This window comes from Paenibacillus sp. FSL R10-2736 (assembly GCF_038000245.1).
Classification (GTDB): domain Bacteria; phylum Bacillota; class Bacilli; order Paenibacillales; family Paenibacillaceae; genus Paenibacillus_AQ; species Paenibacillus_AQ phytohabitans.
The window spans coordinates 1,985,343-1,998,422 of record NZ_JBBOBN010000001.1 but is presented as its reverse complement, the minus strand read 5'-3'; the positions used below and the strand labels follow the sequence as shown (position 1 = coordinate 1,998,422).

Annotated in this window: 10 protein-coding genes; 7 read left to right on the top strand and 3 right to left on the bottom strand. The window is 50.9% G+C overall.

The window, feature by feature from the left end; genetic code table 11:
- Positions 1–289 precede the first annotated feature (289 nt).
- The 5 genes from NSQ73_RS08285 to NSQ73_RS08265 all read left to right on the top strand — a co-directional run bounded on the left by NSQ73_RS08285 (position 290) and on the right by NSQ73_RS08265 (position 7,458).
- On the top strand, positions 290–2,080 hold the full coding sequence (locus tag NSQ73_RS08285) for a cache domain-containing sensor histidine kinase (protein ID WP_340986093.1): 1,791 nt from the start codon (positions 290–292) through the stop codon (positions 2,078–2,080).
- Positions 2,073–3,674 (top strand): response regulator transcription factor, encoded by a 1,602-nt coding sequence (locus tag NSQ73_RS08280; protein WP_340986092.1) that lies wholly within the window; start codon positions 2,073–2,075, stop codon positions 3,672–3,674. Before NSQ73_RS08285 ends, NSQ73_RS08280 begins: the two co-directional genes overlap by 8 nt.
- An 87-nt stretch (positions 3,675–3,761) precedes the next feature.
- Entirely contained in the window at positions 3,762–4,718 is a 957-nt protein-coding gene (locus NSQ73_RS08275; protein ID WP_039306445.1) for an ABC transporter permease, read from the top strand.
- A 9-nt stretch (positions 4,719–4,727) separates the two neighbouring features.
- Positions 4,728–5,630 carry a carbohydrate ABC transporter permease gene (locus NSQ73_RS08270; protein ID WP_039306448.1) on the top strand — a complete coding sequence of 301 codons (903 nt, stop codon included), beginning with the start codon at positions 4,728–4,730 and terminating at the stop codon, positions 5,628–5,630.
- A 76-nt stretch (positions 5,631–5,706) separates the two neighbouring features.
- Positions 5,707–7,458, top strand: a complete 1,752-nt coding sequence (locus NSQ73_RS08265) for an ABC transporter substrate-binding protein (RefSeq protein WP_340986091.1) — start codon at positions 5,707–5,709, stop codon at positions 7,456–7,458.
- Between the two features lie 264 nt (positions 7,459–7,722).
- On the opposite strand, the gene NSQ73_RS08260 is transcribed toward NSQ73_RS08265, so the two are convergent.
- Positions 7,723–8,934, bottom strand: coding sequence for a helix-turn-helix domain-containing protein (locus tag NSQ73_RS08260; protein WP_340986090.1), 1,212 nt, complete (start codon positions 8,932–8,934; stop codon positions 7,723–7,725).
- A 175-nt stretch (positions 8,935–9,109) separates the two neighbouring features.
- Here NSQ73_RS08260 and NSQ73_RS08255 point away from each other — a divergent pair, with 175 nt between their 5' ends.
- Both NSQ73_RS08255 and NSQ73_RS08250 read left to right on the top strand, forming a co-directional pair.
- Positions 9,110–10,456 carry an MFS transporter gene (locus NSQ73_RS08255; protein ID WP_340986089.1) on the top strand — a complete coding sequence of 449 codons (1,347 nt, stop codon included), beginning with the start codon at positions 9,110–9,112 and terminating at the stop codon, positions 10,454–10,456.
- A gap of 271 nt (positions 10,457–10,727) precedes the next feature.
- Positions 10,728–11,150: a DUF4362 domain-containing protein gene (locus tag NSQ73_RS08250; RefSeq protein ID WP_340986088.1), complete on the top strand. Its 423-nt coding sequence runs from the start codon at positions 10,728–10,730 to the stop codon at positions 11,148–11,150.
- 83 nt (positions 11,151–11,233) lie between these two features.
- Here the strand turns inward: NSQ73_RS08250 and NSQ73_RS08245 are convergent, their stop codons facing one another.
- Positions 11,234–11,881: a FusB/FusC family EF-G-binding protein gene (locus NSQ73_RS08245; RefSeq protein WP_340986087.1), complete on the bottom strand. Its 648-nt coding sequence runs from the start codon at positions 11,879–11,881 to the stop codon at positions 11,234–11,236.
- A 254-nt stretch (positions 11,882–12,135) separates the two neighbouring features.
- A complete protein-coding gene (locus tag NSQ73_RS08240; RefSeq protein ID WP_340986086.1) occupies positions 12,136–13,062 on the bottom strand; it encodes a helix-turn-helix transcriptional regulator in 927 nt (308 codons plus the stop codon).
- Positions 13,063–13,080 lie beyond the last annotated feature (18 nt).

Here is a 13,080-nt window from a genome sequence, read left to right as displayed (position 1 = left end):
ATTATAGTAATTCACCTACAATAATACATGCTATCCGGCGAAAAAAAATCGCGGATTACAACCTCATTTTTAACCATTACAACCTGCTTCACAGGGAATGAAGACCGTTAACGTGGTTACCGCTCCCACCCTCCGACTGAATCTGCAGTCAGGGAGAACCGCTGAATTCTCCAAATTCCATAAATGAAGACAATAAAAACCAAACAGATTACATATATTGGTTTACAGTTTGCAGATATACTCTAATGTAAGCGTTAACAATTATGGACTGACGGAGGGGATTGTATTCGTGTATACCCGTATCATCACCCTGATGAACAATCTGAAGCTCAGGACCAAGCTCTTTCTATCCTTTGGCTGTGTTGTCCTGATTCCGGTGCTGATTGTGGGGGTGTTCCTGACAAGTGAACTGCGGAATATGGCTCTGGATAACGCACTGGAGCAGATTACAGCCAATGTAGACCGGGTGAAAAAAAGAACCGGCGAGATGCTGAATGTCCCGCTTGATATCGCTTACCGGCTGTCCAATGACAGCCGGCTGGAGGAGGCCGCCAACCACCGTTATGAATCGGTCTACGACGTAGTACAGGCCTATTGGGACTATCCGGACTTCCGGGAATTCGTCCGGCTATACAAAGAAATCTCGAGCATCCGGCTGTACATTGACAACCCGACGGTGCTGGACAACTGGGAGTTCCTCCAGGCAGATGCTGCAGTAACGCAGGAATCCTGGTATCAGACCGCCCTTGCCCAGAAAGGGCTGGTCTGCTGGAATTATATCCGCGACAACCGTAACGGCAAGTATTATCTCAGCCTGATCCGCAAGATCGATTTCCTGAAGCAGCGGACGACCGGCGTGCTGATTGTGAATGTGAATACGGAGAGGCTCAACTCCATTCTGGATCAGGAGACCTTCGAGACAATTATCGTTGATGAGAACGACAACATTGTTGCCTCGAACCGTGCAGATACGCTGGGCAAGACGCTGGAGGACATCGACTTCAAACCGCTGTCTCCCCTTCCCGGACAAGGGCCGGCCGATGTAAGGATTGACGGCAAGCCCTCCAAAATGCTGATCGATGACTGGCATCCCGGGGGCAGCCTGAACAGCCTGCGGATTATCTCCATCTTCTCGGTAGAGAGCATCGTGGGTGAGCCCAACCGGATTATCTCACTGGCGTCTATGGTTATTATCTCGGCCCTGATTCTGGCAATTATCCTGATCTACTACTTCTCACGGCTGCTCACTGGACGCATGCTGCACTTAAGCAAGCATATCTCCAAGGTCGCGTCCGGGAATCTGGAGGCGAGGCTGGTGATAGACGGCAAGGATGAGATCGGCCAGCTGGCAAGGCAGTTCAATCATATGGTAAGGAATATTAACGATCTGATGAGCGAGGTGCAGGAATCGAACCGCCAGAAGAACGCCACCCTGCTGAAGCAGAATGAGATTAAATTCAAGATGATGGCCAGCCAGATCAACCCTCATTTCCTGTTCAACGCCCTGGAATCGATCCGGATGAAAGCCCATTCCCGGGGCCAGACCGACATCTCCCAAGTGGTAAGGCTGCTGGGTAAGATGATGCGCAAGAATCTGGAGGTCGGCAATGGGAGAATAGCGCTGCATAGTGAGCTGGAGACCGTAAGCTGCTATCTGATCATCCAGAAATTCCGCTATAATGACCGGCTCGCCTATGAGCTGTATGTAGATCCGGCAGCGAATGCCGTACAAATACCGCCGCTGATTATTCAACCGCTGGTAGAGAACTGTGTCATTCACGGACTGGAAAACCGGATGGACGGCGGAATGGTCAGAGTAGACATCAGGGTCGAGAATGCACTGCTCAAGGTTGAGGTATCTGATAACGGAATAGGGATCTCAGCTGCCCGGATCGCTGAAATCCGGCAAATGCTGGACAACAAGGATGATTATGAAACCAATAATATCGGAATGCGCAATATCCACCTGCGTCTTCAGCTGACCTATGGCCCGGAATGCGGCTTGAAGTTGGCCAGTCAGAGCGGATACGGCACGCAGATCAGCTTCGCCATCCCCCTAAGGAGTGATTCCTATGTATAGTGTATTAATTGTTGATGATGAATTGTCTATCCGTGAAGGACTTGTCACGCTGCTGGACTGGGAGAGCCTTGGCTACCGGGTGGTAGATACGGCGGCCAACGCGATTGAAGCGCGGCATAAGGTTGAGCTGTATTCCCCGGATCTGATGATTATCGATATCCGCATGCCCGGGAAGGACGGACTGGAGCTGATCCGGGAGCTGCGGGAGGATGAGGCGGATATGCATATGATCATCCTGAGCGGCTATGCCGACTTCAGCTATGCCAAGCGTGCGCTGTCTTACGGCATCGATAACTATCTGCTTAAGCCTGTCGATGAAGATGAACTGCAGCAGTATCTGTCCAGCCTGTCTGACGTGCTGAATGCACGGACTATAGACCGCAGGAATCATGCCGCCGTCAAGGTATGGAGCCGGGAGATGCTCGTCCAGTCCCTGCTGATGGAGAGCCGCCTGCACCCAGCAGCGCCTGCACTGATGGACCCGGCACTGGAATCCGGCCTGCTCTGGGATTCCTATCAGGTAGTCCTGATCCGGCTGCTGCTCCAGGATCATGCGGATAACGGCCCTTCCACCGCCGTCAAGGCCAGGCTGACGGCAAGCTTCGAGAACAACAGCTGGGGCATCGTCTTCTCGCTGGATTCTTATCTGGGCGTGCTGCTGCAGCCCTCTTACCAGAAGGAGCTGGTCCGCAAATTAATCGTGCAGAATATCCGCGAAGCATCCGCCGCCGAGGGACTGGAATGTATTATTACCGCCGGAGACATGGTGGACAGCCTGGAAGAGCTCTCCGTCTCCCATCAATCGGCGCTGGCCCGGATGAAGGATCATTTCTTCTATGATGAGCCGGGGATGATCGGTCCGGACTCGCTGAAGATGAAGACGGGACTTCCGGCTAAGCTCCCGGATGCGGAGAGCAGCCTCGCACCGGTGATGGACCGGCTGTATTTTGCCATGGATACCGGGAACCTCACCGTGATCCCTTCCCTGATCCAGGAAGCCGGGGATATCATGAGTGCCGCAGGCTTATCGGAGATGGCTGTGAAATCCTATTACGTCCGGACGGTTTCGGCACTTTTCAATAAGCTCTCTCTGGAATTCAAGGAGCTGGGCCAGGCGCAGAGCCGGGTGGACGGGCAAATCCAGCAAATCTACAGGCATACCTCACTTCCCCAATTACAGCGCTATATCACGGATCTGCTGGAGCAATATGCAGGCGGAATTATCCGCGATGAGATGGATGTATTAATGAAGCGGATGCTGGACCTCATTCACCGCCATTATGACGAGAATCTGAAGCTGGAAACCCTGGCTGATGTGTTCTCTTACAGCAGTGCGTACCTCGGCAAGCTGTTCAAGAGCAGTACGGGTAGCTCCTTCAACAGCTATCTGGACAATGTACGCATCGGGAGAGCCAAGGAACTGCTGGACCAGGGCTGCAAAATCCATCAGGCCGCAAGCGAAGTCGGGTTCAGCGATGTGGATTATTTCCGTGAGAAGTTCAAAAAAATCACAGGCCTCTCCCCCTCCGTCTACCGCCGGAAGGATTCACTGCAGGAGGATGATTTTTCAGAAAGCGCTTACGAAAAGAACTGATTTCCCCCTGTTTTCCCGCTTAAATCTTCGGGTGTTTCCCCGTTTCCCGGAAGATTATGATAAAGCCATATCGAAGGAGGGACATAAATGAAAGCGATTACCCCCGCAATGAAGCCGGAGCTCAAGAAACCCGCTTCACGCTTCTGGGCCAAATTCCGGCAGCAGAAATATCTCTATATGATGGCGGTTCCTTTTGTCCTGTGGGCCTTTGTCTTCAGCTATCTGCCGTTATGGGGATGGATGATGGCCTTCCAGAAGTACAAGCCGGGCAAATCTTTTTTCGAGCAGAAATGGGTCGGCCTGCAGTATTTCAGGGAGCTCTTCCAGGATGAGCAATTCTTCAATGCCCTGCGCAACACTCTGGCGATGAGCCTCATGGGGCTGCTGGCCGGATTCATCATTCCTATCCTGTTCGCCATTCTCCTGAATGAGGTCAGACTGCAGGTGCTGAAACGGTTCGTCCAGACGGTATCTTATCTGCCCCACTTTGTGTCCTGGGTGGTAGCCGCCGGGATCATTACCAAGATGCTCTCCACCGACAACGGCGCAGTCAATGACCTGCTGCTGAGTCTCCATATTATTAGTGAACCGGTCCAGTTCATGGCCAAAGGCAATCTGTTCTGGGGAATCGTGACCGCCTCTGATGTCTGGAAGGAAACGGGCTGGAACACAATCATCTATCTCGCCGCAATCTCGGGGATCGGCCCTGAGCTGTATGAAGCCGCCAGAGTGGACGGGGCAAGCCGGCTGCAGCAGGTACGGAACATTACCCTGCCGGGCATCCGGGCGACGATCGTCATCCTGCTGATCATTTCCATCGGCCATCTCATCAGCATCGGGTTCGAGAAGCAATTCCTGCTCGGCAACAATCTGGTACGCGACTATTCGCAGACACTGGATTTATATGCGCTGAACTACGGGCTCGGGATGGGACGGTTCTCCTTCGGGACGGCCATTAATATTTTCAACTCGGTGGTCAGTGTGATTCTGCTGTTTACGGCCAATGGTATCTTCAAAAAAATAACCAAGGAAAGCATCATTTAGGAGGCCCTTATGCTGATCAAAAAACTGGCCGCCGCGTCCTGGTCGGACCGCATCTTCGATTTGGTAGTCTATATTGCGATTACTGTGGTGACTGTGGCCACACTGTACCCTTTTCTCAATGTGCTGGCGATTTCTTTCAATGATTCCACGGATAGCATCAAGGGCGGGATTACGGTCTACCCCCGGATGTTCACCTTCAAGAACTATGAGACGATCTTCGCCTTCTCCGGTCTCATTACCGGATTCAAGATCTCTGTCCTGCGTACCCTTATCGGAACCCTGCTCGGATTGATCAGCGCCTCGATGCTGGCCTTCACCTTAAGCCGGGCGGACTTTCAGGGCCGCAGGTTCGTCTCCACCTTTCTGGCGCTGACGATGTATGTATCCGGTGGACTGATTCCCTTCTATATTCTGATCAAGAATCTGCATATGATGGGCACCTTCGGCGTGTATGTCCTGCCTGGCCTGGTCAGCGCATTTAACGTGTTCGTCATCCGCTCCTTCATCGACGGCCTGCCTTACGCCCTGCAGGAATCTGCCAAGCTGGACGGGGCCAATGACTTCACCATCTACTGGCGGGTGATTCTGCCGCTGACCAAACCTGCGCTGGCGACCATCGCCCTGTTCCTGGCTGTCGGCCAGTGGAATGCATGGATTGACACCTACCTGTATAACGGCTCGAATGACGCACTGACGACGCTGCAGTTTGAGCTGATGAAGGTCATTCAGAGCACCACCACCAATGCGGATAACTTCCGTGGCCGGAATATGACCGAAGTGATGGCGCAGATCTCCCCGGAATCGGTCAAAATGGCAATCACGATTGTTGTCACCGTACCTATTCTGATTGTTTATCCGTTCCTGCAGCGCTACTTCGTCAAAGGCATGACGCTGGGTTCGGTCAAAAGCTAGTCCGCTCACCGGTATCATCAGGCTGACGCCTGTGTATACAATATGTTCTCACCAGACAAAGGGAGGGTTTCTATTCATGACAAGAAAGACAGCGAAACCGTATGTGGCGCTAATGGTCTTGACCTTGCTGCTCAGTGTACTGGCCGGCTGCGGCGGGGGCAATAATAACAGCAAGAATACGGCTGCGAATACCGGTACTGAAGCTACCAATAGCACTAATGCGGCGGCCACAGCAGAAGCTACGGCAGCAGCCGAAGATTTAAGTCCATTGACACTTTCCTTCTTCGCGGAAGATCCCAATCCGAACTGGAATAATATGAAGGATGAAGTCAGTACCGTCCTTACGGAGAAAACAGGCGTCACTCTCGATGCCGAATTCGCCGTAGGCGATCCGCAGCAGAAGATCGCGCTGATTGCTGCCGGCGGGGAATATCCCGACATCATCTCCGCCAAAGCCGATATCGGCAAGCTGGTGGATGCCGGTGCTGTCATTGACCTGACCGAACTGATCGACAAATACGCGCCTAACATCAAGCGGGTGCTCGGAGACAATCTGGCCCGGGCCAAATACACGAACGAAGACCAGTCCATCTATGCCATCCCTACCTGGGCTGCTGTGAATGAGAAGAAATTCGTCGCCGGCGGGGGCTTCGAGCTGCAGCACAGGGTGCTGAAGGAAGCCGGATATCCGGAGATCAAGACGGTCCAGGATTATGAGAATGTAATCAAGGCCTACCTGGAGAAACACCCGACCGATGAGAACGGCAACAAGAATATCGGCGTATCGCTGAACGCAGATGACTGGCATATGTACATTTCCGTAACCAATCCTGCAGTGGCGACTACCGGCGGTTCCGATGACGGGGAATATTTCATCGATCAGGAGACGCATGAAGCAATCTACCACTTCCGCCGTCCCGAAGAGAAAGAATATTTCCGCTGGCTGAACCATATGAATGACATTGGCCTGCTGGATAAAGAAAGCTTCGTGCAGAAATACGACCAGTACAAAGCGAAGGTGGCCACTGGACGTGTGCTTGGCCTGATTGACCAGGATTGGGACTACAATGACGCGCAGCAGGCTCTGAAGACTGCCGGTAAATTCGATCAAACCTACGGCCATTATCCTGTGACCTTGACCAGTGAATACAAAGAAACCAGCTTCTGGCCTACCGGCTTCATGGGCGGCTACGGAATCTCCATCTCGACCACCAACCCTGATCCGGTCCGGACGATTAAGTTCCTGGATTACCTGGCTTCCGATGAAGGACAGATCCTGAACAACTGGGGCATTGAGGGCAAACATTATGTAGTAGAGAACGGCAAACGCGTCGTCCCTGCCGAAGTGCAGGACCGCATTAACAACGACAACACGGCCTTCACGAAAGAGACCGGCATCGGCTTTTACTGGAATATGATGGTTCACTATGGCGACGGGGCCAAAGATTCTACCGGCAACTATTACACCAAGAACTTCCCTGAGCAGCTGGTGCTCGGTTACAGTGATGTCGAGAAAGAAACGCTGGCGGCTTACAATGCCACTACCTGGAAGGATCTGTTCCCTAAAGAGGAGGAGTTCGCTGAGAAAGCGTACGGGGCAGCCTGGAACATTGCCCTCCCCGGTGAAGATGAAGTCTCCATTCTGGGCAATAAAATGAGAGATATTACGTGGAAGCGCATCCCGCAGGCTATTCTGGCCAAACCGGCTGAATTCGATAAAATCTGGGATGACTACATGGCCGACCTCGAGAAAGCCGGCGTTAAGAAAATGGAAGCAGGCTACACCAAATACGTGCAGGACCGCGTGGAGCTGTGGAGTGCCAAATAGGGTGTTCATTATTGCTTGACCTTAAGTTTGTTAGAAAAAGAAAGTGTCGCTGCTGCGGGGATTTTGGACTTCCGGCCGCTGTTGTTCCCAGATTTCTTGATTTAGACCGCTACTTGCGGTGGAAATCCGGTAACAAAGGCGGACGCTGACGCTCCTACAGTTCCAAAATCCCCTCCGCTACTCCTTCTTTTTGCTAAAGAATTAAAGTCCAACCAATAGTTCACAAGCAAAACCAACCGTGCGGGAAGCTGCACGGTTGGTTTTTTACTGGGCATTATACAGCTCGTGGTAGGTCTGTCTAATTAAGTCTGCATATTCGGAAGGCGGATAATCCTTCACCTGATCATAGGCAAGCTCCACCTCATGGCGGGCTTCCTCCATCAGGCCTTGCTTCGCGAATATCTTCGCTTTGTATGCATAGGCAGTGAGCAGGTCGACCCGGTCAAGCGGATGATAGACCTGGTCGTTCAAGACTACTTTGGACAAGTCCGCCAGTGCCTCTTCATCCCTCTCCAGATGGTAGAGCGCGGTCCCCGTCATCATATGGACAAAAGGCATGAACTGGCTGTCTTTCGCCGGATAATGGTCCGCGAGTATCAGTACCTCCCCGTAATTCCGCTTGGCAAGAGCCAGTCTGATTTCGCTCAGGTGTACCAGCTCCAGTGATTCCGCAGCTTCTGTGAACTGTGCGAACAGCTTTGCCTTGCTTAAATATGCCTCTGCCTGCTCAAGATCATTGTGAAGCAGGGCCAGATGGGAGAGTAGACGGTACAGATGATCAGACAATGAGTAGACTCCTTCTTCGTGCGACAGCTTAAGTGCCGCCAAGGCAGCTTCCCGGCTGCCGGAGTAATCTGCCAGTGCAGACAACGTAACACTTTCCGCATAATAAAGATCGATCTCAAATAAAAAATCGTTGCCCACCTTATTGCTCACATATTCCTTACGGACACGGCGAATCAGCTCCAGGCCATCCTGGTATCTGCTCTTGGCAAACATTAAAGCATATGCCAAATACTGAATCTTGGCACGCTCTACAAATAAACCGAAACGCTCATAGATTTCAACGGCCCGTTCAATACCTTCTTCTCCGCCCTCTGTTCCGGTGTGGTAACAGGAGCCCACATAAAACTCCATCAGCCGTGCGGCATCCACTGCCATCGGAAGCGTGTCCTTCATCAGCGGCTGGATTTCCGCGACAATCTCCTTATACTGCTTCGCCTTGTACTGCTGCTCGATCTTACGGACCAGCGGGCCCAGCTCCGCTTCGTGCTCGCCCTCCAGGAAATAACCCGCATCTGTGCCCAGCCGCCCGGCAAGGAATTGCAGCGTATTCATCGAAGGCAACGCCCGTCCGTTCTCGATTTGGCTGAGCATGCTTTTGGTCATATGTTCTCCGGCCAGGTCAGTCTGCGTAAGGCCCTTGGCTTTACGCATTTGTTTGACTTTGTCGCCGATGGTCAGTTTAGTCGTCATCTGCTGTGCCAACTTTCTTTGGTTGCTTTTCTTCCAGTATAGCCTAATATTCAAGCGAGAAAAAGCATCATCATGGCAAAAGTTAAATATAATTAAACTTTTTGTTGCAATAATCAGATCCAGCCTCTACAATAAGTTTAATATAATTTAACTTTTGGAAAAGGGAGTGCTTGTAATGTCTGAACCAACGCCGGTGTCAGCAGCATCCAACCGCAATATCATTCTTTTCTTCAGCGGAAAATTCGCTTCTGTTCTCGGCTCGAGTATGTACACCTTTGTTGTCGGCCTGTATATTCTGCAGCTCACCGGTTCAGGAAGCAGCTTTGCGGTTACATTGCTGTGCGGTATGCTGCCCAGTATTATTCTGTCGCCCTTCGCCGGCGTGGTGGCCGATATGGTGAACCGCCGCAAGCTGCTGATCGGCTCAGATGCTGCAAGTGTCTTGATTATGCTGCTTTCCTTTGCCGCCGTCTCCATGGAGGGTATATCCCTCCTACCGATTTATATCTCACTGATCCTTCTCTCAATCTGCGCTACCTTCTACAGTATCTCCGCCTCCTCTTCCATGATGATGCTGGTTGACCGTGATTCCATCCAGCGTACCGGGTCCCTGAATCAAATTGCCAGTTCTGTCGGCCACCTGCTGGCTCCCATTCTCGCTGGTATGCTCTACGCCTTCCTCCCGCTTGAAGAATTCATGCTGCTGAACGCGGCAGGGCTTACCATCTCTACCGTGATGGGCTGCATGCTGAAGTTTAAACCTGCTCCGGAAGCCTTATCTGAAGCTGGGCTTGCAGACGGGGCTGCCGAAACCGGAAATCCGCCCTTCCGCGAACGCCTGGGCAACGTTGCTGCCGAGGTCCGCACGAATCTTAAAGAAGGCTTCTCCTATGTAATCCGCCGTCCCGTTATCCGCTCCCTCCTAATTATCGTGTTCTGGATTAATTTCTTTGTAGTCGCGCTGAATGTCGTGCTGCCCTTTGTGGCCGTACAGACCCTGGGGCTGTCTTCGAAGCAATACGGTATACTTGAAGCCATGCTGGCAGCGGGCATGCTGCTGATGTCCCTGCTCCTCACCGTTCTCCGCCAGAGCAACAATCCGGTAAATACAATTATCGGAGGTCTAAGCGCACTGGGGCTGCTGTTCCTAGCGATGGCGATTCCGCTGCTGCTTCATTTCACCGTTGCCGTTACCTTCTTTTTCTTCCTGCCGCTATTGATTCTGGTCGGTGTCGTCATTATGATCATCAATATTCCGATTCAAGTGTACTTACAGCAGAGTATAGAAGAAGAGTATCGCGGGCGGGTATTCGGGCTGGTTGAAGGCATCGCCGGTTCCATCGCTCCGCTGGGCATGCTGCTCTACGGGGTGCTGCTTGACTGGATTCCGGGCTCCATTATTCTGCTGGCCTCCGGAGCGGCTATTCTGGCGGTAACTCTGATCGGGCGGAGAGGCTTAATCAGCAGTAATGCTGATGAGCAGCAAGGAATTCATGCAGAGGTGGAGCAGGCCGGGGCGTAACTCCTTGAGGAGACATAGCTATAAAAGATTGAAAATTTTAGAAATTAACAGGAAAAGTTACAGGTGCCTATCAAGGGAAATTTGAAATTGATGAAGCTAATGATTCATTGATTCCTGCTGCCGTAGATCAAGAGGAACTAAAAGAAGTCAGAGCACTAACAGATTTGAATTTGGAATAGGATAAATTAGTACAATTTTACGGTAGAACGTCAGAAACATTCTTTGACGTTCTATCGTCTTTTTGTTAAACGGTTTAATGGAGGGCTACAGAATGAAGATGTTAAGAGTATGTATATATATGTTGCTGATGTCGTTAATTATAGTAGCTTGCTCAAATTCAATGCATTATGAAGCGGCTGCAAAGAAAGGTTATGTTGTATATGTTCAAGGTGAGATTATTAACTATACGTATTTCGAACAATTCGTGGAAAATTACAACAATGCTCAGGATGCCACTGTTAAAATCGCAAAATATACAGATGAAGGAGATCCTATCTTCCACACGCTTGAATATAAACGGGATCAGAAAAAAATCAGTTATACCTATGACAACAGCGAGGATGAAAATGGAGATAAATTGCAGGCAAATACTCTGTGCAGCAGTATCACAAATGTCGATGGTGTCTATCACTTAGCCGATTGCGCTGACGATGAAACGGGTAAGTGGTTTAGTGCAAAGCAGCCATCTAAGTAAGCCATGCAAGTGCTGGAGGCATGGACTAAGACAAAGGGACTGACCCGTATTCCTATGGGCAGTCCCTTTGCAGCTATATCATGCTATTTCTGCACCGAGAGCACGAACCTCTCCAGCGAGCTTATATTGGTGATACTCTGATTACATCCATGATTATCTATGCAGACGTATTGCCCCACAGAAGCAATGTTATCGGCTGAAGCAAGCTCAGGCTTGGTCTTGACTGTAAGGAAGGCAAGCTCCTGCTGTCGGTTGCAGAACAGGCAATAGCCTTTCTTGTGGGTCGGTATTATTCTGCCCTCTACACCGATGCATTGTCCTTCGTACGGATAGACAATGAACAGTTTATTCGTGGCAATGTCTGCCCAGGCCAGATACGTTACATAACGGAAATCAAACGATGCAAGATCAGGTAGCTTCATCTTCTTATTCTTGGGAAACAGCTTCTGAATCTGCTTCAGTGTAATCGGCGGAAATGGCTCCAGATAAGGCTCGAAGCCGCTGATATACTGCTGGAAATCCTCGGCTTTCTCCAGGGTGGAGATAGGCTTCAGCATCTGCTCCTGCTCTGTGGTCAGCGAAGAAAATGCCTCCGTCACATTCACCTCAGCACTGTACCTTACGGTCTCCAGGACACGCCGGTCTGCTACAGACCGTAGTGTTTTGAGCACGAAATCCGATTGTTTCTTAATATAATTATATTGATGGTTTCTAATAAATGTTGTAGTCACAGCTCTTCAGCCCCTTATTATTATTGGTCAATCCAATAAGGTGCAGAGCCTGCTAATTAGAAACGATAAAATCAGTTTGGGCGATCAAGATCTTCCTGCCGCACCCCACGCAAAGTATCGCCCCAGATCAGGCTCTGCATGAGGACTTCCTAGCTAATGAGCAATTCGTTGCCATCAGTGTAACCCCCTATCAACTTACATGCGAAAAGTATATCAGGAAATTCCGGAGGGTACAATTGATAATCTCTTATCCATCATTCCCCTTCATACACCGCCAGCAGCCCCTTGATCCTCCGCACCAGCTCCGCCCGTACATGGGACGGCCCCAGACACTCGCACTTATCCCCCATCCGCAGCAGCATATTATACCCGAAATCATTCTCGGTAAATGGAAAGTACACGGTAAATTTATGGTTCCCGCAGGGCACTACATTCTCTTCACCGCATAGCTCAAGCATCAAATCACGTAATGAGGAGTCTATCTGCAGCGTAATGGTTATCACTTGCTGGCCCGGCGGATGCAGCGGCTTGGGATCAAACTCCCTTGGTGTAAAGGTCTCCTCCAGTACCTCCAGCGCAGTGATGCGGGATAACCTGAAGATACGAAAGTCCCGCCGGGAGATGCAATACCCCTGCAGATACCAGTTGGAGTCCTTCAGCACCAGCCTGTAGGGTTCAACTTGCCGTTTGCTCTGCGTCCCCTCCTGGTTACTGTAGCTGAACGATACCAGTCTGCACCTGTCCATAGCTGTCTTGATGTCGTTCAGATTCAGCTTCAGAATCTTATTGCCCAGCCAGGGCGCATGATCGATAACGATCTGACCCGATTTCAGCTCAATCTCCCGCACCTGTTCCTCCGGAATCAGCCCTTTCACCTTGGCCATCGCATTCAGGATTTCCTCACTCGACATCGTAGAATGGATACTCCCGAGACCCGTTAACAGGGCGGTAATATCCGAAACGGTAAATAATCTTTTCTCCACCTTATATTGCTCCATAATGCCTATGCCGCCGCGTACCCCGGGGTAGGTAACGATCGGAATTCCCGCCTGATTGATCGAATCAATATCCCTGAAGATGGTACGGGGCGTAACCTCGAACATCTCTGCTAACTTGGAGGCACTCACTTTATCGCGTTCCAGCAGAATCATGATTATGGAGATTAACCGGTCTATTTTCATTATGATCACCTTTTTTTA